This window comes from Actinomadura craniellae, assembly GCF_003289645.1.
Classification (GTDB): domain Bacteria; phylum Actinomycetota; class Actinomycetes; order Streptosporangiales; family Streptosporangiaceae; genus Actinomadura_D; species Actinomadura_D craniellae.
Genome location: NZ_QLYX01000021.1, coordinates 16874 through 38423 on the forward strand (window position 1 = coordinate 16874; position 21550 = coordinate 38423).

The 21550-nt window shown below is 72.5% G+C and carries 19 protein-coding genes and 1 riboswitch; of the genes, 5 read left to right on the forward strand and 14 right to left on the reverse strand.

Going from position 1 to position 21550, the window contains the following annotated elements:
• The first annotated feature begins 38 nt into the window (after positions 1 to 38).
• On the forward strand, positions 39 to 410 hold the full coding sequence (locus DPM19_RS31775) for a winged helix-turn-helix transcriptional regulator (protein ID WP_199485392.1): 372 nt from the start codon (positions 39 to 41) through the stop codon (positions 408 to 410).
• A 61-nt stretch (positions 411 to 471) separates the two neighbouring features.
• Here DPM19_RS31775 and DPM19_RS31780 read toward each other — a convergent pair whose 3' ends face one another.
• The 8 genes from DPM19_RS31780 to DPM19_RS31815 form a co-directional block, all read right to left on the reverse strand.
• Positions 472 to 1320 carry an ABC transporter permease gene (locus DPM19_RS31780; protein ID WP_111871789.1) on the reverse strand — a complete coding sequence of 283 codons (849 nt, stop codon included), beginning with the start codon at positions 1318 to 1320 and terminating at the stop codon, positions 472 to 474.
• Complete coding sequence (locus tag DPM19_RS31785; protein ID WP_111871790.1) at positions 1317 to 2333, reverse strand: ATP-binding cassette domain-containing protein; 1017 nt, start codon at positions 2331 to 2333, stop codon at positions 1317 to 1319. Before DPM19_RS31785 ends, DPM19_RS31780 begins: the two co-directional genes overlap by 4 nt.
• 63 nt (positions 2334 to 2396) lie before the next feature.
• Complete coding sequence (locus DPM19_RS31790; RefSeq protein ID WP_233511000.1) at positions 2397 to 3101, reverse strand: sirohydrochlorin chelatase; 705 nt, start codon at positions 3099 to 3101, stop codon at positions 2397 to 2399.
• On the reverse strand, positions 3098 to 4279 hold the full coding sequence (locus tag DPM19_RS31795; RefSeq protein ID WP_111871791.1) for a uroporphyrinogen-III synthase: 1182 nt from the start codon (positions 4277 to 4279) through the stop codon (positions 3098 to 3100). The genes DPM19_RS31790 and DPM19_RS31795 overlap by 4 nt, the downstream gene beginning before the upstream one ends.
• 75 nt (positions 4280 to 4354) lie before the next feature.
• Positions 4355 to 4714, reverse strand: coding sequence for a nitrite reductase small subunit NirD (nirD, locus tag DPM19_RS31800; protein WP_111871792.1), 360 nt, complete (start codon positions 4712 to 4714; stop codon positions 4355 to 4357).
• On the reverse strand, positions 4711 to 7224 hold the full coding sequence (gene nirB, locus DPM19_RS31805) for a nitrite reductase large subunit NirB (protein ID WP_111871793.1): 2514 nt from the start codon (positions 7222 to 7224) through the stop codon (positions 4711 to 4713). The genes nirD and nirB overlap by 4 nt, the downstream gene beginning before the upstream one ends.
• 195 nt (positions 7225 to 7419) lie before the next feature.
• On the reverse strand, positions 7420 to 8925 hold the full coding sequence (locus tag DPM19_RS31810; RefSeq protein WP_111871794.1) for an FAD-dependent oxidoreductase: 1506 nt from the start codon (positions 8923 to 8925) through the stop codon (positions 7420 to 7422).
• On the reverse strand, positions 8922 to 11084 hold the full coding sequence (locus DPM19_RS31815) for a molybdopterin oxidoreductase family protein (RefSeq protein ID WP_111871795.1): 2163 nt from the start codon (positions 11082 to 11084) through the stop codon (positions 8922 to 8924). Before DPM19_RS31815 ends, DPM19_RS31810 begins: the two co-directional genes overlap by 4 nt.
• A 328-nt stretch (positions 11085 to 11412) precedes the next feature.
• Here DPM19_RS31815 and DPM19_RS31820 point away from each other — a divergent pair, with 328 nt between their 5' ends.
• A complete protein-coding gene (locus tag DPM19_RS31820; RefSeq protein WP_111871796.1) occupies positions 11413 to 11892 on the forward strand; it encodes an NUDIX domain-containing protein in 480 nt (159 codons plus the stop codon).
• A gap of 47 nt (positions 11893 to 11939) precedes the next feature.
• Here the strand turns inward: DPM19_RS31820 and DPM19_RS31825 are convergent, their stop codons facing one another.
• The 3 genes from DPM19_RS31825 to DPM19_RS31835 form a co-directional block, all read right to left on the reverse strand.
• A complete protein-coding gene (locus DPM19_RS31825) occupies positions 11940 to 13325 on the reverse strand; it encodes an MFS transporter (protein ID WP_111871797.1) in 1386 nt (461 codons plus the stop codon).
• A 147-nt stretch (positions 13326 to 13472) separates the two neighbouring features.
• Complete coding sequence (locus tag DPM19_RS31830; RefSeq protein ID WP_325050311.1) at positions 13473 to 14186, reverse strand: maleylpyruvate isomerase N-terminal domain-containing protein; 714 nt, start codon at positions 14184 to 14186, stop codon at positions 13473 to 13475.
• Between the two features lie 89 nt (positions 14187 to 14275).
• Positions 14276 to 14695, reverse strand: coding sequence for a plectin (locus DPM19_RS31835; protein ID WP_111871799.1), 420 nt, complete (start codon positions 14693 to 14695; stop codon positions 14276 to 14278).
• A gap of 111 nt (positions 14696 to 14806) precedes the next feature.
• On the opposite strand from DPM19_RS31835, the gene DPM19_RS31840 reads away from it, so the two are divergent.
• Positions 14807 to 15403, forward strand: a complete 597-nt coding sequence (locus DPM19_RS31840) for a TetR/AcrR family transcriptional regulator (protein ID WP_111871800.1) — start codon at positions 14807 to 14809, stop codon at positions 15401 to 15403.
• A 227-nt stretch (positions 15404 to 15630) separates the two neighbouring features.
• On the forward strand, positions 15631 to 15834 hold the full coding sequence (locus tag DPM19_RS31845; protein WP_111871801.1) for a DUF5999 family protein: 204 nt from the start codon (positions 15631 to 15633) through the stop codon (positions 15832 to 15834).
• 77 nt (positions 15835 to 15911) lie between these two features.
• Here DPM19_RS31845 and DPM19_RS31850 read toward each other — a convergent pair whose 3' ends face one another.
• Positions 15912 to 16517 carry an alpha/beta hydrolase family protein gene (locus tag DPM19_RS31850; protein WP_111871876.1) on the reverse strand — a complete coding sequence of 202 codons (606 nt, stop codon included), beginning with the start codon at positions 16515 to 16517 and terminating at the stop codon, positions 15912 to 15914.
• A gap of 61 nt (positions 16518 to 16578) precedes the next feature.
• Between DPM19_RS31850 and DPM19_RS31855 the strand changes: the two genes are divergently transcribed.
• Positions 16579 to 16995, forward strand: coding sequence for a PPOX class F420-dependent oxidoreductase (locus DPM19_RS31855; RefSeq protein WP_407642578.1), 417 nt, complete (start codon positions 16579 to 16581; stop codon positions 16993 to 16995).
• 17 nt (positions 16996 to 17012) lie between these two features.
• On the opposite strand, the gene DPM19_RS31860 is transcribed toward DPM19_RS31855, so the two are convergent.
• Entirely contained in the window at positions 17013 to 18137 is a 1125-nt protein-coding gene (locus DPM19_RS31860; RefSeq protein ID WP_111871803.1) for a tetratricopeptide repeat protein, read from the reverse strand.
• A 133-nt stretch (positions 18138 to 18270) separates the two neighbouring features.
• Positions 18271 to 21147 carry an aminomethyl-transferring glycine dehydrogenase gene (gene gcvP / locus DPM19_RS31865; RefSeq protein ID WP_111871804.1) on the reverse strand — a complete coding sequence of 959 codons (2877 nt, stop codon included), beginning with the start codon at positions 21145 to 21147 and terminating at the stop codon, positions 18271 to 18273.
• A gap of 167 nt (positions 21148 to 21314) precedes the next feature.
• Positions 21315 to 21409: riboswitch (glycine riboswitch) on the reverse strand.
• Positions 21410 to 21550: the final 141 nt, after the last annotated feature.

Consider the following 21550-nt stretch of genomic DNA (forward strand, 5'->3'; position numbering starts at 1 on the left):
TCCATGGGCAAGTCGCTATCTATTGGTAAGCTGTCGACGTGTCCGCGTACGAGCCTGACTTCTGCCCCCGCTACCACCGGACCGTTGAGATGATCGGCCGTCGATGGTCCGGAGTGATCCTGCGTGAGCTGCTCCGGGGAGCCACGCGCTTCCGGCAGATCAGCAACGCCATCCCCGACATCACCGACAAGCTGCTCTCGGAGCGGCTCAAGGGCTTCGAGCGTGAAGGCGTCGTCGAACGCGTCGTCCTCCCGACCACCCCCGTGACCATCGAGTACCGCCTCACGGACAAGGGGCGCGCCCTGGAAGCGGTCGTTCGGGAGATCTCCTCCTGGGCCGAGGCATGGCTGCCCGCCGAGAGCGAACCGGACACGGTCCAGGCCGGCACCCAGGCCGTCCGCACCGACTGACCGCGCCGATCTCCGCCTTCCGGGCGCCGTGGCCCGGGAGTTCGGAACGCGGTGGGCGGTGTCACTCGCCGCGGCGGAACTCCAGGATCGCGACTCCGATCATCACTGCGGCCAGTGCGACGACTATGCCCAGTTGCAGCGGGACCGGGACGTGCCAGTCGCCCCAGTGCACCCCCGGGTTGAAGGCGCGTTCCACCGCCGGGTCGGCGCTGACGTGGGAGAACACCGCCTGGCGCATCGGGTCGACAATGTAGGTCAGCGGGTTGAGCAGGGTGATCGTGCTCAACCAGCTCGGCAGCCCGGACAGCGGATACAGCGCCCCGGACAGGAACATCATCGGGGTGAGCGACATCTGCATCAGGCCGAAGAAGGCCTGCATCGTCTTGATCCGCGCGGCCAGCATCACGCCGAACCCGGTGAGCGCCAGCGCGCCGAGGAACATCATGCCGAGCAGGCCCAGCATCAGGACGGGGTCGTAGGGGACGCCCACCAACCCGGCCAGCGCCAGCATCGCCACCCCTTGCAGGGTCGCCACCAGCGCCCCGGACAGGCACTTGCCGACCACGATGGCGCCGCGACTCACCGGCGCCACCAACATCTCCCGCAGGAAACCGAACTCGCGGTCCCAGACGATCGACCCGGCCGAGAACATCGCGGTGAACATCACCGACATGGCGCAGACCCCGGGGAAGATGAAGGTCTTCAGGTCGGCCGCGCCCGTACCGGGCATCAGCGAGGACAGGCCCGTGCCGAGCACCAGCAGGAACAGCAGCGGCTGGATCAGCCCGGTCACCATCCGCATCCGGTCGCGACGGAACCGCAGCAGTTCCCGGTGCAGAACGATCTTCACGGCCCGCAGGTCGTGCCGCGCGCTCCGCTGCGGCACCCGGATCCCGACGGTCGCAGTCATCGACGCCCCCTTGCGGCCAACTTCATCCAGTCGTTCGCCGAGCCCTCCGCGTCACGGATCGTCGTGCCGGTGTAGGCCATGAACACGTCGTCCAGCGAGGGCCGTGACACGCTCACCGAGCTGATCGCCACCCCCAGCTCCGCGAACAGCCGGGGGACGAACTCCTCACCGGCCGGCACCGAGAACGTCACCACACCCTCGTGCAACGCGGCCTCGATGCCGAACCGGTCACGCAGCGCCGCGAGCGCCGCCTTGTCGTCCCCGGTCTGGATCCGGACCCGGTCCTCGCCCACCTCGGCCTTCAGCGCCGCCGGGGTGTCGAGCGCCACGATCCGGCCCGAGTCCATGATCGCAATGCGGTCGCAGTACTCGGCTTCCTCCATGTAGTGCGTGGTCATGAAGATCGTGATCTGCTCGGCGCGTTTGAGCCGGTCGATGTACTCCCAGATCGACGCGCGGGTCTGCGGATCAAGGCCCACCGTGGGCTCGTCCAGGAACAGCACCCGGGGCGAGTGCAGCAGCCCCCGGGCGATCTCCAGCCGGCGCCGCATACCGCCCGAGTAGGTCTCGACCCGGTCGCCGCGCCGGTCCCACAGCGCGACCATCTCCAGCACCTGCCGGATCCGGTCGGCGGTCACCGAGCGCGGCACCCCGTACAGTTCGGCGTGGAAGCGCAGGTTCTGTTCGCCGGTGAGGTACCCGTCCAGGGTCGGGTCCTGGAACACCAGGCCGATGTTGCGCCGCACGTCGTCGCGTTCGGCGACCACGTCATGGCCGGCCACCCGGGCGGTACCTCCGGACGGCCGCAGCAACGTGCAGAGCATGTTGATCGTGGTGGACTTGCCGGCCCCGTTGGGCCCCAGGAAACCGAAGGTCTCCCCCGGCGCCACGGTGAACCCGATGCCGCTGACGGCCTCGACCGTACCGAACCGCTTCTCCAGACCGTCGACCACGATCGCCGGTTCTCCGCCGCCCTCGGCGATGACGCCGACATCGGCCTCCGCAGTGGCCATCCGCACCTCCCAGGCGATGACATCCCACCGCAGAACCTACCCGCCCGGGCGACTTGCCCCCCTCTAACCGGTCTGGGCGAACGCGTCCGCGCGCGACCTGGCCTGGTCGTAGCGACGCAGCAGCAGGCCGGCCACCGCGTCATGCGCGCCCAGCGGCGGGCTCACGTGATCGGCTCCGGCCGCGCGCATCCGGTCATGGAAGAAACCGGGCGCCAGCAGGTACGCCCCGACCGCCACCCGCCGGGCGCCCCGGCGCCGCGCGGCCGCCACGACCCGGTCCAGGGACGGCTCACCGGCCGCGACGAAACCGTAGGGCACTGGCCGACGCAACCGGCGGGACAGCAACGCCGCCGCGACCCGGACGTCGTCGATGCCCGCCGGGTCCGAGGATCCGGCGGCGCCCAGCACCACCGCGTCCGCAGGCGGCACCTCGGCCAACCGGCCGGCCAGCGCGGCGGCCAGCAGCACGTGCGGGCCCAGCGGGCGGGCCACCGTCGCGTCCGGGCGGTGCTCGGCCACCCGGCCGGGAATGTCGATCAGAGCGTGGTAGCCGCGGGCCAGCAGCAGCGGCACCGCGATCACCGGCCCGTCGATCGTGGGGAGGGCGTCCTCCAGCGAGGGCGCGGACAGTTCGGCGTAGGCCTCGGCGACCGGCAGGTCCGGGCGCATCGCCCGGACCCGGTCCAGCAGGGCCCGGATCACCGGCGGGCCCGCCTGGGTGCGCGTGCCGTGCGCGACGGCCAGCAGGGTCGGTGGAGTACCGCTCACAGGGCTCCCTCGACCCGCAGTGGCTCACAGGCCAGCCGGTAACCGCGCTTGACCACGGTCTCGACGATGCCCGTCCGGCCCAGCCCGCGGCGAAGCCGGGCGACGGCCATCTCGACGGCGTGCTCGTCGGCCTGTGGCCGGCCGTCCCGGGCCCAAGCGGCCCCGGTGCCGTTGCCGACCACCCGGCTGGGCAGCACCCCGCACAGCTCGGCCCGGGAGACCACATGGCCCGGCCGGCGGGCCAGCGCGCGCAGGATCGCCATCGGGGCGGGCGCGATCGGCCGGAGCTGACCGTCGAGCACCACCGCATGGCCGCGCAGTTCCAGCGCGTGCCCGCGAACCTCGATGCGGCGCGCCCGGCGCTCCGGCAGGTCGGACACGATGGCCCGGACCAGCGCCCCGATCCGGGCCCGCTCCGGCTGGACGGTCGGCACCCCCCGCTCGGTGAGCGACTGGGCGGTGACCGGCCCCACGCACGCGGCGACCACATTGCCGCGCAGCGCCTCGACCAGCGCGTGCTCCAGCCCGTCCTCGGCCGCGACGGCGAGCGTCGCGGCCACGGCGGGCGCGCTGGTGAAGGCGATGGCGTCGACCGTGCCCGCCACCGCCTGGCCGACCAGTCGGCGCAGCGGCGTGGAGTCGTCGGTGCGCGACCACCGGTAGACCGGGACCTCGATGACCTCGGCCCCGGCCCGGCGCAGCGCGTCGGTGAACTCCGGCAGCGGCTCGCCGTAGAGCTGCACGGCGATCCGGGTGCCGCGCAGGTCCTGGGTCAGCAGATGGTTGAGGACCTCGGTGCAGCTTTCGGACTCCGGCGACCACTCCTCCTGGAGCCCAGCCGACCTGATCGCGCCGCGGGCCTTGGGCCCCCTGGCCAGGATGCGCACACCGGCGAGCCGGTCGATGAGGGCGTCACGCAGCCCCCAGCCGTCGGCCGTCTCCAGCCAGGCCCGGAACCCGATCCCGGTGGTGACGACCGCGTAGTCCAGGGGCTGGGCGATGCAGTCGTTGGTCGAGTGCAGCAGCTCCGCGTCGTCCGACAGCGGGACCAGGCGGATCGCCGGGGCGTACACCACCCGGGCGCCGCGTCGTTCGAGCAGGGCGGCCAACTCCTCGTGCCTGCGCGCGGCCGTGACCCCGACAGCGAAGCCGGCCAGCGGCCCGCTCTCAGTGCTCATGACCGCGCTCGAGATCGTGTTCGTGCCAGGGTTCATGACGGTGGGGCTCGCTGACGGGTCGGGGCCGGCGCGGCGTCACGGCAGTGACACCTCTACCCGGCCGGCGGAATTGTGGCGGACGGGGTAGGTCGGGACCACCACCTGCTCGTCGTCCAGGCACTGGCCTGTACGCAGGTCGAAGACCTGCTTGTACATCGGCGAAGCCACGGTCGGGGCACCGTTCCTGGTGCCGAGGATGCCCCGCGCCAGCACGTAGGCGCCGCTGAACGGGTCGAAGTTGGACAGCGCGTACAGCTCGCCGTCGAAGGTCCGGAAGATCGCCACCTGGACTCCGTCGACCAGGGCGCAGGCCCCCCGCTCGGGCATCAGATCGACGAAGCCGCACACGTCGGTCCAGCGGTCGGAACGGGTCGGAACGGTGAGCTCGGCCGTCATCGGGTTACCACCTCCAGTTCGGGTCCCGCCAGCAGGACCGGCTTGATCTGGTCGCGCTCCGGCTCGAACCGGATGCTCGGGTCCGGGGTGTCGGGGGCGTTCACGAACGACACGAACCGGCGCAGCTTGTCGGGGTCCTCCAGGGTGTCGCGCCACTCGTCGGAGTAGGCGGCGACATGGCGGTCCATGGCCGCGTCGAGCTCGGCGCACAGGCCCAGCCGGTCGTCGACGATCACTTCACGCAGGTAGTCGATCCCGCCGTCCAGGCTCTCCAGCCAGCTCGCGGTGCGCTGTAGCCGGTCGGCCGTCCGGATGTAGAACATCAGGAAGCGGTCGATGTAGCGGATCAGGGTCTGGTCGTCGAGGTCGGTGGCGAACAGGTCGGCGTGCCGCGGGCGCATCCCGCCGTTGCCCGACAGGTAGAGGTTCCAGCCCCGTTCGGTGGCGATGATGCCGAAGTCCTTGCTCTGCGCCTCGGCGCACTCCCGGGCGCAGCCCGAGACCGCGGACTTGAGCTTGTGCGGTGCCCGCAGCCCGCGGTAGCGCAGCTCCAGGCGGATCGCCATCGCGACCGAGTCCTGCACCCCGTACCGGCACCAGGTCGATCCGACGCACGACTTCACGGTGCGCAGCGCCTTGCCGTAGGCGTGTCCGGACTCGAAGCCGGCGTCCACCAGGCGCTTCCAGATCGCCGGCAGCTGGTCGACCCGGGCCCCGAACAGGTCGATGCGCTGGCCTCCGGTGATCTTGGTGTAGAGCCCGAAGTCCCGAGCCACCTCACCGATCACGATGAGCCGGTCGGGCGTGATCTCGCCGCCGGGGATCCGCGGCACCACCGAGTAGGTGCCGTTCTTCTGCATGTTGGCCAGGAAATGGTCGTTGGTGTCCTGGAGCGCCGCCTGCTCGCCGTCCAGGATGTGCCCGTTGCCCAGGCTGGCCAGGATCGAGGCGACGGCGGGCTTGCAGATGTCGCAGCCGCGCCCCTGCCCGTGCTCGGTGATGAGCTGGGTGAAGGTGGTGATGCCGCGCACCCGCACGATGTCGAACAGCTCCGACCTGCTGTGCGGGAAGTGCTCGCACAGGGCCTTGCTGACCTCGATGCCGGCCGCGGTCAGCTCGGCGTCCAGGATCTTCTTGACCAGCGGGACGCAGCTGCCGCAGGTGGTGCCCGCCCGGGTGCAGCCCTTGACCTCGGCCAGTTCGGTCAGGGAGTCGTCGCGGATGGCGCACCGGATCGTGTCGGCCGAGACGTTGTTGCAACTGCAGATCACCGTGCTGCCGGGCAGGTCGCCGCCGGCCGCCTCGGTGCCGCCGAACAGCGCCTGCTCGGGGGTGCCGGGGAGCTGTCCCCCGATGTAGGCGCGCAGCGTGGGGTAGGAGTCGGCGTCGCCGACCAGGACGCCGCCGAGCAGGGTGCGCGCGTCGTCGCTGACCACGAGCCGCTTGTAGACCCCGGCCACCGGGTCGGTGTAGGTGACGTCGAGGGCGGCGGCGAACGGGTCGCCGAAGCTGGCGACGTCGACGCCCATCAGCTTCAGCTTGGTGGAGGTGTCGGCGCCGGCGAACGTCGCGCCGCCGTCCAGCAGCCGGTCGGCCACCACCTCGGCCATCGAGAAACATGGTCCGACCAGGCCGTACACCTGGCCGCCCACCAGGGCGCACTCGCCGACCGCGTAGATCGCCGGGTCGGCGGTGCGGCAGCCCTCGTCGACGACGATCCCGCCGCGCTCGCCCACCGGCAGCCCGCAGCCGCGGGCCAGTTCGTCGCGGGGGCGGATGCCCGCGGAGAAGACGACCACCCGGGAGTCGATCGCCGAGCCGTCACCGAACTCGACGCGGGCCACCCGGCCGTCGTCGCCCGCGGCGAGACCGGCCATCGGCGTACCCGCATGGACCTGCATGTCCAGCGCCTCGATGTGGCGGCGCAGCATGGCGCCGCCGCCCTCGTCGAGCTGGCGCGGCATGAGCCAGGGCGCCACCTCGACCACGTGGGTGTCCAGGCCCAGCCCCTGGAGCGCGCGGGCGGCCTCCAGGCCGAGCAGCCCGCCACCGACGACCGTGCCGCTCACCGGCTCCGCCAGCGCCGCGCTGTAAGCGCGCAGCGCCTCGAGGTCGTCGATGGTGCGGTAGACGAACACCCCGGGCAGGTCCCGGCCCGGCACCGGCGGGACGAAGGGCGACGAGCCCGTTGCCAGCACCAGGGCGTCGTAGCCGACGCGCCGGCCGCTCCCGGTGGTGACGACGCGCTCGGCCCGGTCGATCCCGGTGACCGGGTCGCCGGTCAGCAGCGTCACCTCCGGATCATGAGCCGGATAGGCCAGGTCGGCGCCCTCGGTGAGGTGAGAGGTGAGCGCCACTCGGTCGTAGGCAGAACGGGTCTCCTCGCCGATCACCGTGACCTGCCAGCGGCGGCCGGTGTCGCGCTCACGTAGCGCCTCGACCAGGCGGTGACCGGTCGGGCCATGGCCGATGACGACCAGCCGATGAAAGCCATCCCCTGCGACGTTCATGGGGCGATCCTCAGCAGGAGGCGTTTCGCGGCTGCGTCCCCTTTGTCACCCCCGTGTTAAAAGAAGCTCACGTTGAGATCTCCTCGTGGTCGTCCTGTGACCTACGCCACGCAACGTTACCGCCCCGTAGCGAAACCGCCGGAGTCCCGGCCCGAACCGGTCGGTTCGGGCCGGGACTCCGGCGGGCGGCGGCGGTCAGGCCCGGGCCGACTCCTGCTCATCCAGCCAGCCCAGGATGCCCTCGACGGCGTCCCGGCAGCTACCGCAACCGGTGCCGGCCCGGGTCCCCTGAGCCACGTCGTCCGCCGACCGGGCGCCCTGCTCCCAGCAGTCGCGGATCCGGCCCTTGCTCACGTTGTTGCAATGACAGACGGTGGCCGCGTCCGGCATCAGGACCGGCGAGTCGCTCACGCTCGGCCCGCCGACCCCGGGGAACAGCAGGCTGAGCCGGTCGGCGGGCAGCGGCGCCGCCCGGTCGTACAGCTGGGTGAGCGTGCCCGCGGTGCTGGTCTCGCCGAGCAGGATCGCCCCGATCAGCCGGTCGTCGCGAATGACGACTTTCTTGTAGGTGCCCCGGGTGGCGTCGGCGAACTGCACCACCTCCACGCCGGGATCGTCGTCGCCATGGTGGGTCTCGCCCATCGCGGCGAGCTCGACACTGGCGGCCTTGAGCCGGGTGATCTGCCGCGAGCCGGTGTAACGGGCGGCCTCGTCGGCCCCGGTGAGCAGGTCGGCCAGCACCCGGGCCTGCTCCCAGGCGGGCGCGACCAGGCCGTAGACCGTGTCGCCGTACTGGGAGCACTCACCGATCGCCCGGATCGCGGGGTCGGTCACCGACCGGAGCGTCTCGTCCACCACGATCCCCCGGTCGACGGCGAGGCCGGCCGCCCGGGCGAGCCCCACCTCGGGCCGCACCCCGCAGGCGAGGATCACCAGATCGGCCGCGAGCGCCTCGCCGTCGGCCAGCTCGACCCCGGTGACCCGCGTCGCACCCGCGCCCTCCGCCGCGGGCGACGGCACGGGCACGCCGCCGACCTCGTCGTCGGCCGTCCGCAACGCGGTGACATGGGCCTCCAGACGGGCCCGGATTCCCAGGCGGCTCAGGGTCCGGACCAGCACCTTCCCGGCCCCGGGGTCGAGCTGCCGTTCCATGAGGTGTCCGGCCAGATGGACCACCGTCACGGAAAGCCCGCGGCCCGCCAGGCCGCGGGCCGCTTCGATGCCGAGCAGTCCGCCGCCGACCACGACGGCGTTCCGGGCCGTCCCGGCCGCCGCGACGATGTCCCGGCAATCGTCCAGGGTGCGGAACACCAGCACGCCCCGGGGCAGGCCGTCCCCGGTACCGGGGATCGGCGGCACGAACGCCGTGCTGCCGGTGGCCAGCACCAGCGTCCCGTACGGCGTCGCGGCCCCGTCGGCGGCGTACACGACCTGCTCGGCACGGTCGATGCGATCGACCTGCACACCGAGCCGGGCGTCCACGTCGTGCGCGGCGTACCAGGCGGGGTCGACCAGGCCGATCTGGTCCGGCCGGGCCGCCCCCGCCAGCACGTTCGACAGCAGCACCCGGTTGTAGGGCTGCCGCGCCTCCGCACCGAAGACCGTCACCGGCACCTGCCGGTCGCGGTCACGCAACTCGGTGACCAGGCGGGAACCGGCCATGCCGTTGCCCACCACGACGATTCCTGCTGATCGGTTCATCGCTCGCTCACTCCGTCCAGGGCCGGTTCGAGCCGTACCGCGCACACCTTGAACTCCGGCATCCGCGACACCGGGTCGAGCGCCGGGTTGGTGAGCGAGTTGGCACGGCCGGAGCCCGCCCAGTGAAAGGGCATGAACACGGTGTCGTGCCGGATGGTGTCGGTCAGCCGGGCCCGCACCACCGCGGCGCCCCGCCGGCTCGTCACCAGCACGTCCATGCCCTCGGTGATGCCCAGCCGGTCGGCCAGATCGGGATGCAGTTCGACGAAGGGGTCGGGCGAGGCGGCCACCAGCGGGTCGATCCGGCGGGTCTGCGCCCCGCTCTGGTAGTGGGCCAGCACCCGGCCGGTGGTCAGGTAGACGGGATAGTCGGCGTCGACCTCCTCGGCCGCGCCCCGGTGCTCCACGGGGGTGAAGCGGGCCCGCCCGTCCGGGGTGGCGAACCGGTCGAGAAAGGGCCGGGGGGTGCCCGGATGATCCTCGGCCGGGCACGGCCAGAACACCCCGCCCTCGGCCTCGATCCGTTCGTAGGTGATGCCGGAGTAGTCGGCCACCCCCCCGGCCGACGCCGCGCGCAGTTCCTCGAAGACCTCGGCGGGATCGGTGCTCCACCGGCCCGGCGCCGACAGCCGGCCGGCCAGCTCGGACAGGATCTCCAGGTCGGTGCGGACCCCGTCGGGCGGCGGCACCGCCTGGCGGCGGCGCAGCACCCGGCCCTCCAGGTTGGTCATGGTGCCCGACTCCTCCGCCCACTGGGCGGAGGGCAGCACCACGTCGGCGCGGGTCGCCGTCTCCGACAGGACGAAGTCGGCGACCACGAGGAAGTCCAGCGCGTTGATCCGCTCCTCCACCGACCGTGCCCGCGGCGCCGACACCACCGGGTTGGAGCCGAACAGCAGCAGCGCCCGGGGACCCGTGTCGGTGCCCAGCGCGGCCAGCAGTTCGTACGCCGACCGGCCCGGCCCGGGCAGGATCTGCGGGTCGACCCCCCACACCGCCGCCACGTGCGCACGCGCCGCCGGGTCGTCGATCTTGCGGTAGCCGGGCAGCTGGTCGGCCTTCTGGCCGTGCTCCCGGCCGCCCTGCCCGTTGCCCTGGCCGGTCAGGCAGCCGTAGCCGGAACCCTCCCTGCCGGGCAGCCCCAGGGCCAGCGCGAGATTGATGAACGCGGTGACGGTGTCGGTGCCGGCGGCGTGCTGCTCCGCGCCGCGGGCGGTAAGGATCAGCACTCGGTCACGGGTGAGCATGCGCACCGCCTCGCGCATGTGCGGCACCGGCACCCCGGTGATCCGTTCCACCCGATCCGGCCAGTACGCGTTGATCACCGTGTGGACGGTGTCGAAGCCGGAGGTCCGCTCGGCCACGTAGCCCTCGTCGACGTAGCCCTCGACGAGAGCCAGGTGCAGCAACCCGTTGGCGAGCGCCAGGTCGGTGCCGGGCGTCGGCTGCAGGTGCAGGTCGGCCTGGCGGGCGGTGGACGTGCGCCGCGGGTCGACGACGATCAGCGAGCCGCCGGCCGCCTTCTGGTCGATGAGGTGCCGCATGAAGGGCGGCATGGTCTCGGCGACGTTGCCGCCCACCAGCAGGATCGTGTCGGCCTGGGCCAGGTCGGTGATCGGCACCGGCAGCCCGCGGTCCATGCCGAAGGCCCGGTTGAGCGCCGCCGCGGCCGACGACATGCAGAACCGGCCGTTGTAGTCGATCTGCGAGGTGCGCAGCGCGATCCGGGCGAACTTGCCGAGCTGGTAGGCCTTCTCGTTGGTGAGCCCGCCGCCGCCGAACACGCCCACGGCGTCGGGGCCGTACATCTCCTGGAGCCGGCCGACCTCGGCGGCGATCCGGTCCAGCGCCTCGTCCCATGAGCACGGTTCCAGCGGGGCGCCCAGATGCGCCCGCATCAGCGGGGTGGTCAGCCGGTCCGGGACCGTCAGCATCTCGGCCGCCGTCCAGCCCTTCTGGCACAGGCCGCCGGCGTTGGCGGGCACGTCGCTTCGGGGGGTGACGGTCACCGGCCGGCCGCCGACGTTCATGCCGCACTGCAGGGCGCAGTAGGGGCAGTGCGTCGGCGTCGCGGACGGGGGGTCCGGCCCGGGGTCGAGCGTGCCGGTCACCGTGCCCGTAAGGTCGCCTGGCGCGTCGCCGATATCACTCGCGGTCATGCCCTCGATCGTGTTCAGGGGGCGTTTCGCGGCTGGGTCCCGCCTGTGACCGAAGTGTTAAAAGCCTCTCACTAACCAGCATTTGCAAAGGTCATAGCCTTGGTTGGCACGATCCAGGCGCGGTGATCGAGAACACCGGGAGTGATCTTCCGGCTGCTTGCCGCGCAGTTCACGTCCTGCCTTTTCCCTGATGCAACGACCGTCTTTCGGCGCTCGGGGATCATGCCTTGGACGTATCCACGGCCGTCCGCCGAAGACGCGGACCAATCCGGCCTCACCCCCGAAAGCGAGTGATCCGCAACAAGCCGGCACGCCCTAGCCTCAGGGCATGTCCGATGCCGCCTTCTACGCGTCCCTCCCCCGCACGCGCGGCGCCGCCGCAGCCCTCCTCCTCGACGACGCCGGCCGGATCCTCCTGGTCAAACCCACCTACAAGGACGGCTGGTTCCTGCCCGGCGGGGTGATCGAAGCCGGCGAGTCGCCGCTGGCCGCCTGCGTCCGGGAGTGCGAGGAGGAGCTGGGCTTCGTCCCCCGCCTCGACGGCCTGGTCTGCGTCGACTGGGGCCCGCCGCGCGACGGCGTCGACGCGGTCAACATCTTCGTGTTCGCCGGATCGATCACCGCCGAGCAGGTCAAAGGCATCCGTCTGCCGCCCGAGGAACTGTCCGACCACGTCCTGGTCACCCCCGACCGGGTACCCGACCTGGCCCCGCCGCACATCGCCCGGCGAATGGGGCCCGCGCTGCGCGGGATCACCGACGGCCGCGCCCTCTACCTGGAGGACGGGTACGAACCGGCCCTCGGCTGAACACGCCGAACCCCCGGCCGAGGTGCGGCCGGGGGTCCTCCCGCGTGTCAGACCCCGGCTTCGGCCAGGCTCGTCTGGCTGACGGCGTCACCGCTCTTCACCCGGCGCAGGTAGCAGTACCAGGTGAGCGCCATGCACACACCGTAGAAGACGGCGAGGCCGGCCAGCGCCGGCCCGATCCCGGCCGTCTCCTCGATCGAGATCCGGAACGCCTGCTGGATGAGCACGCCGCCGGCCGCGCCCACCGCCGAGGAGATCCCGATCACGGCGGCGGCGTTGCGCCGGGCCAGCGCCATCGCCCGGCGCACCGCCGAGGAGTCCGCCTCGTCCACGCCGTTCAGCGCCTGCGCCCGGAAGATCGCCGGGATCATCTTGTAAGTCGAACCGTTGCCGATGCCCGTGGTGACGAACACGAACAGGAAGGCGGCCAGGAACAGCGGCCAGTTGCCGGCGCCCACGGCCACGGCGACCGCCACGATGCCCAACCCCATCAGCAGGAAGTCGATCATCGTGACCCGCGCGCCGCCGAACCGGTCGGCCAGCCAGCCGCCCAGCGGTCGCGCCACCGAGCCGGCGAAGGCCCCCAGCCAGATGAAGTTCGCCCCCTTCACGTCCGGGAACTGCGCCTTGATCAGCACACCGAAGGAGAAGGAGTAGCCGATGAACGACCCGAAGGTGCCGATGTAGAGCACCGACATGATGACCGTCTGCGACCTGCGGGAGATGGCGACCATCTCCCGGAACGTGTAAGACGAGGTCGCCTTGGTCAGGTTGTTCATGAAGAAGTAGGAGCAGGTCGCGGCGAGCAGGATGAACGGCATCCACACCCACCCGACCGCTACCAGGCCGAACGCCACGATCAGCGGCGGCATCGCCAGCTGCGTGACGCTCACCCCGATGTTGCCGCCGGCCGCGTTCAGGCCCAGCGGCAGCCCCTGCCGGTTCGCCGGGTAGAAATGCGTGATGTTGGACATCGAGGAGGCGAAGTTACCGCCGCCCAGGCCGGTGGTCGCCGCGATGAGCAGCAGCGCCCAGAACGGGATGTCGGGGTTCTCGATCGCATACACGAACAGGCCGCACGGGATCAGCAGCAGCAGCGCGCTGACGATCGTCCAGTTGCGGCCGCCGAACCGGGCCGGCGCGAAGGTGTAGGGGATCCGCAGCACCGCGCCCACCACGTTCGGCAGGGTGGTCAGCCACAGCTTCTGCCCCACCGACAGGGACGGCATGTTGAGCACCGCGATGCTCCACAGCAGCCACACGCAGAAGCCCAGATGCTCGGTGAGAATGGAGAAGACGAGGTTACGGACCGCGATACGGCGCCCCGTCCGCTCCCAGAACCGTTCGTCGTCGGGCTCCCAGTCGTCGATCCAGCGACCGCCCCGGGGCGGGGCCTGGCCCTGGCGGGTCACCTCGTCCGTCACCGCGGTCATGCTCGTCCTCCTGAGGGGCCTAAGGGGTCTGACGGGGACACCCTCGGAAGTTAGGGACGCCGCGTTACGGCCGGCTGCGGATCGTGTGCCCTGAGTGCTACATCCTCCGCACAGCCGAAACATCTCACCGTGAAGCGTTGCGGCCGGTCAGACCCCCGCGGGCCACCGCCGGGCGCGGACCGGGCGGCTCACCTCGGGCCAGTCGGGGGAGCGGCCGGAGGAGCGGAGCACCGCGGACCAGGGCTCCCCGACGGCCAGCGGCAGGTGCGGCACCCCCCAGTGCCAGGCGGCGACCAGCACCTCGGGGTCGGCCGGACGGTGCTCAATGCCGATGGCCCGGGCCAGGTCCCAGGCGTGCAGGTGCCACTCCACGGCGGCCGCCCCGGCGTGATCGCCCACGGTGTACTTGGTGCCCCGGTGCACCAGGTGCGTCCGGTCCCAGGCGTCGGGGATCAGGTCGACGTACGCGCCCGCCGAGACACCGAAGGACCTGATGCGGTCCGGGCCGGGTTCGGCGGGGAGCACCGCGAGCTCGGCGGCGTTCTGCCTGGCCTGCCGGCGGATCAGCACCGCCGAGGGGGCCTCGTGGGCGAACAGCTTGGCGAGCCGGCTGTCGGGCGCGTCCTGGAGGTATTCCAGGTAGTTCTCCGCGACACAGCGCAGATGCCCGGCGAGGTCGACCGCCAGCCAGTCGGCGCACGGCGTCTGGACCTGCCAGTCGGTCACTTGGTCCGCCAGCGCGCGGATGGCCTGTACCCCGTCCCTGTAGGACTCGAGTACGCGATGCCGGTCCGGCGGCGTGCGCTCCAAAGATCCCCCCGCGGTCAGAGCACTCCCTACGCATACAGGTGACCGTCGCACCGCCTGCTCAATCACCCCGGTGCTTCCCGAGTCGGTACAGTCTCAAAGTTCCGCGGCGGACGCCACTCGGCTCCCCGGCGGAACGGACGTCAGGCCACGGCCCCGCGCGCGGCCCGGAAACTGAGCAGGTGCGTCTCGCGGGCGGTGCGTAGCCGGTCGACCTCGTCGGTCCACGGGCGCACCTCCGAGCGCGCCTTGGCCTTGCGCCGGGCGATCTCGGCTCGGCGTCGGGCGGTGTCCGCGCGCGGGTCGGCGGGCTCGTAGCCGGCGGGCCCGATCGCCACCCGCTCGGCCGCCTCCGCCGCCAGCAGCGCGGCGCGCAGCGCCCGGTCGAACCCCAGCGACAGCTCGGTCAGCTCGGCGGCGGGACGGCTCTCGCGCTGGGCGCTCCGCAGGGCATCCTCCGCCGCGGTCGCGGCGGCCAGCCGGTCGCGGTACGCGGCGGCCAGTTCACGGTCCGCGGCGATGCGCTCCTCGACGTCCTTGCTCGTCCGGCGGCCCAGCGGCATGGTGGTCCCTCCTGCGGTGGCGGGTGTGCTCCCCGCGTCGGAAGCACAGCGTACGCGCGCCGCGGGCCTGATGCGCGACCGGACACCCCCTTTACGTAGTAAGGTAGGGGCATGCCGCCTGAACCGACCGAAGCGATCGAGCAGACCGATCCCACGCCCCGGCCGCGCGAACCGCTCACCCGCGAGCGCATCATCGAGACCGCCCTGCACATCGTCGACAGCCAGGGGCTGAGCCGCCTGACCATGCGACGGCTCGGCGACGCCCTGGAGGTGGAGGCGATGGCGATCTACCACCACCTGCCGCGCGGCAAGGAGGAACTGCTGGACGGCCTCGTGGCCCACGTCGGGATCCGTCCCGCCCGGCCCGCCGGACCGGACGGCTGGCGCCCCGCGCTGGCCGACTGGGCCGCGCTCTACCGGGCCCGGCTGACCGAGCACGCCGGGGTACTGCCCCTACTCGTCACCCGCCGCAACCCGGCCGCCCTGTCCGGCACGGCGGCCTCCGTCCAGGAGGTGCTGCGGGCGGCCGGCTTCGCCGAGGAGGCCGCCGGCACCGGGGCCCACGCGCTGCTCGGCTACGTGCTCGGGCACGCCGCGCTGGAGGCGCGCGGCGGCGCCCGCGCCGCCGACCCGGAGGGCGCCGTGGACTGGGACGCGCGCTTCACCGCCGGGCTCGGGATCGTCCTCGCCGGGATCGCCGGACTCTAACCTTCACCGGTCCGTTCGGGGAACGGACGGCGAGTCGTGACACCGTCGTAACGAGCGAGGAGTACCACAGGGGTGAGGCGACCTGACATGCGGGGTCACACTTCGGTGCCAGATCGACAATCGTCCCAACGGGCTATGTCGGATCGAGGGTGAACCACTGCACACTGGGACGCGTCGAACGTGACAGACAGCACACACCCACGTAGTTGAAGACCGGAGGCACGCCGATGTGCCCGCATCAGCCGCCCTGTCCCCCCTCCGACGGACCCGACCGCGACGCCGCGCGGACGATGGCCAACCACCCCGAACAGGGGTGGAGCCTGCTCTGCAACGGCGTCGTCCTCTTCGAGGACACCGGTGAGCTGCTGCCCGACGGGGGAATCGTCGCGCCGCACCGCCCCACGGACCTGCCCACGCCCTCTCCAGCCTGATCCCGCCCCCCGGCGGCGGGCCGTGATCCCCCAGAGGACTAGTCCAATCGGGTGATCATGAAGTTCCCGACCATGCCTCAGGCATCCGAGGACGCCCAGCGGCGGAGCCACGGCTCCGCCGCGGCGCCGACCGCAGCCGGGTTCCGCCCGAGATCGTGGCGCTCCCCCGGCAGGACGTGAACACATGTCGCGTCCGCCGGATCGGGCACCCCGAACGGGTCACGGTCGCCGTTGACGACCAGAACCTCCGTCCCCGCCGCCCGCAGCTCACCGGCTCGCGACCGCTCCGGCCGGCCCGGCGGATGCAGCGGGAAGGCCAGCGCCAGCACCCCCCGAGCCCCCGCCTTCGCCGCCGTGCGGCAGGCCACCCGGGCCCCGTTGCTCCGCCCGCCCTGCACCAGCGGTACGTCCGGCCACCGCCGCCCCAGCGCTGCCACGACCTCCAGCCACGCCTCGTCCTGCCTGGCCGCCGATCCCGGTGACCGCCGGCCCGCCCGCCGGAACGGCTGGAGCACCCGGGCCACCGCGCCGCCCAGCCCCAGCGCCGTCTCCCGCACCGCCAGCAGGTCCGGAGCGTCCACTCCCCCGTTCGACCCATGCGTCAACACCAGCAGGAACGCCACCGGGCCGGCCGCCTCATCCAGCGTCACCTCGGCCCGGCCGTGCACTGTCTCAAGGTCCATCACAGGGTTCGTCACGCCGTCCATGCCGCCACCGTAGGGCACACTGATCACCATGGAGCTGATGACCGAGAGTGAGTGGCGGGACTTCGTCTCGGCCGGGACACGCACCGGCAAGGCCGCCCTCACCCGCAAGGACGGCGCGCCGCACGTGACCCCGATCTGGTTCGTGCTCGACGGCGGCGACCTCGTCTTCACCACCCACGAGGAGAGCCTCAAAGGCCGCATCCTGCGCCGGGACCCGAGGATCTCGATCTGCGTGGACGACCAGGAGCCGCCCTACTCCTTCGTGATCATCCAGGGCACGGCGGAGCTGTCGGAGGACCTCACCGAGCTCACCCGGTGGGCGACCGCCATCGGCGCCCGCTACATGGGCGCCGACCGGGCTGTGGAGTTCGGCGCCCGCAACGGCGTTCCCGGCGAGTACCTCGTCCGCGTCCCCCTCACCAGGGTCATCGCCCAGCGCGCCGTCTCGGACTGAACCCCGGCCGGGCGCGGTCAGGAGCCGGGCCAGTCGGCCGGCAGGTCCGGGGCCTGCGGGCCCATGGCCTGCCGCAGCCGGGCGGCGAAGCTCTCGTGCAGGTCACGGCCCCACGGGTACTCGCCCGGCACCCGGATCGCCCGGCCGAGCACCTCGGCCGTCTCCGCGTCCGTTCCCTCCACATAGCGCAACGCCAGCAGCGCGTACATGTGGTCGAGCACGCCGAACACCTCGCCGGTGAGCCCAGGAAGGGTGCCGGCGCCGACCGCGGACTCCACCGCGGGCTCCCACCACAGATCATCGGCCTCGTCGGCGCCGAAACCGCGGCGCAGCCGGTCGCGCACCTGGCCGGACACGACCGGGTCGGCGAGCCCGCGCTCCCAGACCTCGCGCGCCTCCGTACCGCGGCCGCGCAACGGCAGGGTGCGGGCCAGCAGTTCGACGGCCAGCGGGCCGACCTCCGGGTCGGCGCCCGCGCCGCCGTCGGCCAGGACCGCACCGAACGCGCCGATCGCCTGGTCGAGGTAGGCCAGCCCGATCGCCACCGCCAGCCGGTTGTAGGCGTACGGCTCGGCCTCCCGGTCGACCGTCCGCAGCGCGCCGGCCAGCACCCGCTGCGCCCGGGCGGGTTCGCCGCGCTCCAGCAGCCGCTGGGCGAGGTCGTGCGCGGCGACCGGCGCGTACCGCCCGTCGCCCGTGGCCACGGCCCGCTCCCACCAGTCGGCGGCGGCCTCGGCGTCGCCGGCGTCGTCGGCGAGCCGGGCCAGCGCCAGCAGCGCCGGCGGCAGGTAGGCCGGGTTGCCGAAGTCGACCACCAGCCGCCACGAGCGGGCCGCCGCCTCGAACTCGCCGGCCCGTTCCTGGATCAGGGCCAGGTGGTAGGCGGCGCGCGGGCCGTACTCGGGGTCTCCGGTGTCGATGGCGGCCTGGTCGGCCGCCCGGGCGGCCGCGGTGTCGCCCGCGTCGTCGCGGACCACGGCCAGCCCGAGGGCCGCCCGCGCCCGCTGGGACGTGTCGCCGAGTTCCATCACCCGCTCGAACAGCCGGGCGGCCTGGTCGAGCTCGCCGTTCTCGGCGAACCGCCGGGCCTCCTCGCACAGCAGGGACGGGTCGGCGGTCGCCTCGTCCGGCGTCGTACTCATCTGGTGGCCGCCTCTGGGAATCCACGGATTTCCCCCGAGCCTAGCGACCGCTCGGGCCCCCGTCCCGCGACGGCGCCGAACCGGCGGGTCGGGGGTCCGGGACGTCCCGGACCCCCGGCCGGATCGGTTCCCGTCAGTCCTCGAAGGACTCCGGCGGCGGGCAGGAGCAGACGAGGTTGCGGTCGCCGTGCGCCTGGTCGATGCGGCGGACCGGAGGCCAGTACTTGGCCTCGCGCAGCGACGGGAGCGGGTAGGCGGCCTCCGCCCGCCCGTAGGCGTGCTTCCAGTCGTCGGTCAGCAGGTGGTCGGCGGTGTGCGGGGCGTTCTTGAGCGGGTTGTCGTCGCGGTCGTACTCCCCGCTCGCCACCTGCTCGATCTCCCGCCGGATCGCGATCATGGCGTCGCAGAAGCGGTCGAGCTCGGTCAGGTCCTCGCTCTCGGTGGGCTCGATCATGAGCGTGCCGGCGACCGGGAACGACAGCGTGGGCGCGTGGAACCCGTAGTCGATCAGCCGCTTGGCGACGTCCTCGGCGGTGATCCCCGTCTCCTTGGTGAGCTTGCGGAGGTCGGCGATGCACTCGTGCGCGACCAGCCCGGCGCGCCCGGTGTAGAGGATCGGGTAGTGCGGGGCGAGCCGCCGGGCCACGTAGTTGGCGGCCAGGATGGCCCCCTCGGTGGCCTGACGCAGCCCGTCGGGCCCCATCATCGCGATGTAGGCCCACGGGATCGGCAGGATGCCGGCCGAGCCCCAGGGCGCGGCCGAGATCGGGCCGGGGCCGGTCTCCGGGCCGGCCTCCGCGCGCAGCGGGTGGCCGGGCAGGAACGGGGCCAGGTGCTCGCGCACCCCGATCGGGCCGACCCCCGGGCCGCCGCCGCCGTGCGGGATGCAGAAGGTCTTGTGCAGGTTCAGGTGGGAAACGTCGGAGCCGAACTCGCCCGGACGGGCCAGCCCGACCAGCGCGTTGAGGTTGGCGCCGTCGACGTAGACCTGCCCACCCGCCGCGTGCACCGTCGCGCAGACCTCGGTGATGGTCTCCTCGTACACCCCGTGCGTCGAGGGGTAGGTGACCATGATCGCCGACAGCGTGTCGCGGTGCTTGTCGACCTTGGCGTGCAGGTCGTCGACGTCGATGTTCCCGGCCTCGTCACAAGCCACCACCACCACGCGCATCCCGGCCATCACCGCGCTGGCGGCGTTGGTGCCGTGCGCCGACGACGGGATCAGGCAGACATCGCGGTGCTCCTCGCCCCGGGAGACGTGGTAGCCCCGGATGGCCAGCAGCCCGGCCAGTTCGCCTTGCGACCCCGCGTTGGGCTGCACCGACACCCTGGCGTAGCCGGTGATCTCGGCCAGCCAGTCCTCCAGCTCGCCGATCAGTTCCAGGTAGCCGCGCGCCTGGTCGAGCGGGGCGAACGGGTGGATGTCGGCGAACTCCGGCCAGGTGATCGGCTCCATCTCGGTGGTCGCGTTGAGCTTCATCGTGCAGGAGCCCAGCGGGATCATCGACCGGTCGAGCGCGATGTCCCGGTCCTGGAGGCGGCGCAGGTAGCGCAGCATCGCGGTCTCCGAGCGGTGCTCGTGGAAGACCGGGTGAGTCAGGAACGGGCTGTCGCGGTGCAGGTCGGCGGGCAGCCCGTCGAGCGACCCGGAACCGCCGCCGGTCAGCCACCGGCCCGGGTCCGTGCCGGTGATCCCGAACGCCGCCCAGACGGCCGTCAGGTGGTCCGGGACGGTGGTCTCGGAGCAGGAGATCCCCACGTGGTCGGCGTCGGCGAGCCACAGGTTGACGCCCCGCTCGGCGGCCGCCGCGACGACCTCGGCGGCGCGGCCGGGCACCCGGGCCAGCACGGTGTCGAAGAAGTGCTCGTGGACCACCTCGACTCCGCCGTCCCGCAACCCCGCCGCGAGGGCACGGGCGTGGGCGTGCACCCGCCGGGCGATCTCGGTCAGCCCCTCCGGGCCGTGGTAGACCGCGTACATGCCGGCCATCACGGCCAGTAGCACCTGGGCGGTACAGATGTTGCTGGTGGCCTTCTCCCGCCGGATGTGCTGCTCGCGCGTCTGCAGGGCCAACCGGTACGCGGGCCGGCCATCGGCGTCGACGGACACCCCGACCAGCCGCCCGGGCAGCTGGCGCTGGATGCCCTCGCGGACCGCGAGGTAGCCGGCGTGCGGGCCACCGAACCCGTACGGCACACCGAACCGCTGTGCGGAGCCCACCACCACGTCGGCGCCGAACTCGCCGGGCGGGGTGAGCAGGGTGAGCGCCAGCAGGTCGGCCGCCACCACCACCTGCGCGCCGCGCTCGTGCGCCTGGCCGGCGATCGGCGCCAGGTCGCGGACGACCCCGCCCGCCCCGGGGTACTGCAGCAGCACGCCGAAGAAGTCGCCGTCGACCAGGCCACCCGCGAGATCGGCCACGACCACCTCGATGCCGAGCGGCTCGGCGCGGGTCCGCACCACCTCGATGGTCTGCGGCAGCACGTCGGCATCGATCAGGAAGGCGCCGGGGTCCTTGCGCCGGGACACCCGGTGGGCCAGGGCCATCGCCTCGGCCGCGGCGGTGCCCTCGTCGAGCATGGAGGCGCCGGAGACCGGCAGCCCGGTGAGGTCGCTCACCACGGTCTGGAAGTTGAGCAGCGCTTCGAGCCTGCCCTGGGAGATCTCCGGCTGGTAGGGGGTGTACGCGGTGTACCAGCCGGGGTTCTCGAGCACGTTGCGCAGGATCACGCCCGGCGTCAGGGTGCCGTGATAGCCCAGCCCGATCATGGAGGTGAGGACCTGGTTGCGTCCGGCCAGCTCGCGCAGCCGGCGCAGCGCGGCGGCCTCGTCCAGGGCGGGCGGCAGGTCCAGCGGCCGGTCGGTGCGGATGGCGTCCGGCACGGCGTCACCGACCAGCGCCTCCACATCGGAGTAGCCGAGGACGGCCAGCATGCGGGCTTGGTCGTCGGGCGAGGGCCCGATGTGCCGGTCGGCGAACGTCGTCCTGGCGGCGGAGTACTGGGTCATGACTGGGGAGCCTCCTGGCTGCTGCTGTGGCCGGCCATGCCGGCGGCCATGGGCCGTCGGCCGGTCTCCCCCTCTGTCATCGGGACCTGAGAGCTTCACGCGGTCGCCCGCGCTTGCACCTTCGGTGGGGCGCGCCCGTGCCCGGGGCGCCCGCTTTCCAGAGGTACCTCGTCCGTGCGGTCCTTTTGCCTGAGAGGTTCCGGGGAAGTTGCCCCTTCGGCGGCCCGCGCTGGCGGCGTGGGATCTCTCCCGCACAGAGTCATCGGCTGTCCTTTAGCACGATACCCAACGGTTTGGGGGAACGATCTCGGCGGGCCGCAAAACGGCCCGTCCCGATCCGGCTCTCCCGGCCGGACAAGTACGATGTCCGCAGCCCACGGATGGAGATCGGCCGACAGGACCG

Coding starts and splice junctions, on each gene's coding strand:
- DPM19_RS31825 (WP_111871797.1), bottom strand. CDS start 13,325: ATGACCGCGGTGACGGACGAGGTGACCCGCCAGGGCCAGGCCCCGCCC.
- DPM19_RS31810 (WP_111871794.1), bottom strand. CDS start 8,925: ATGAACCGATCAGCAGGAATCGTCGTGGTGGGCAACGGCATGGCCGGT.
- DPM19_RS31795 (WP_111871791.1), bottom strand. CDS start 4,279: ATGAGCACTGAGAGCGGGCCGCTGGCCGGCTTCGCTGTCGGGGTCACG.
- nirB (WP_111871793.1), bottom strand. CDS start 7,224: ATGAACGTCGCAGGGGATGGCTTTCATCGGCTGGTCGTCATCGGCCAT.
- DPM19_RS31820 (WP_111871796.1), top strand. CDS start 11,413: ATGTCCGATGCCGCCTTCTACGCGTCCCTCCCCCGCACGCGCGGCGCC.
- gcvP (WP_111871804.1), bottom strand. CDS start 21,147: ATGACCCAGTACTCCGCCGCCAGGACGACGTTCGCCGACCGGCACATC.
- DPM19_RS31855 (WP_407642578.1), top strand. CDS start 16,579: ATGACCGAGAGTGAGTGGCGGGACTTCGTCTCGGCCGGGACACGCACC.
- nirD (WP_111871792.1), bottom strand. CDS start 4,714: ATGACGGCCGAGCTCACCGTTCCGACCCGTTCCGACCGCTGGACCGAC.
- DPM19_RS31860 (WP_111871803.1), bottom strand. CDS start 18,137: ATGAGTACGACGCCGGACGAGGCGACCGCCGACCCGTCCCTGCTGTGC.
- DPM19_RS31835 (WP_111871799.1), bottom strand. CDS start 14,695: ATGCCGCTGGGCCGCCGGACGAGCAAGGACGTCGAGGAGCGCATCGCC.
- DPM19_RS31780 (WP_111871789.1), bottom strand. CDS start 1,320: ATGACTGCGACCGTCGGGATCCGGGTGCCGCAGCGGAGCGCGCGGCAC.
- DPM19_RS31850 (WP_111871876.1), bottom strand. CDS start 16,517: ATGGACCTTGAGACAGTGCACGGCCGGGCCGAGGTGACGCTGGATGAG.
- DPM19_RS31840 (WP_111871800.1), top strand. CDS start 14,807: ATGCCGCCTGAACCGACCGAAGCGATCGAGCAGACCGATCCCACGCCC.
- DPM19_RS31785 (WP_111871790.1), bottom strand. CDS start 2,333: ATGGCCACTGCGGAGGCCGATGTCGGCGTCATCGCCGAGGGCGGCGGA.
- DPM19_RS31815 (WP_111871795.1), bottom strand. CDS start 11,084: ATGACCGCGAGTGATATCGGCGACGCGCCAGGCGACCTTACGGGCACG.
- DPM19_RS31845 (WP_111871801.1), top strand. CDS start 15,631: ATGTGCCCGCATCAGCCGCCCTGTCCCCCCTCCGACGGACCCGACCGC.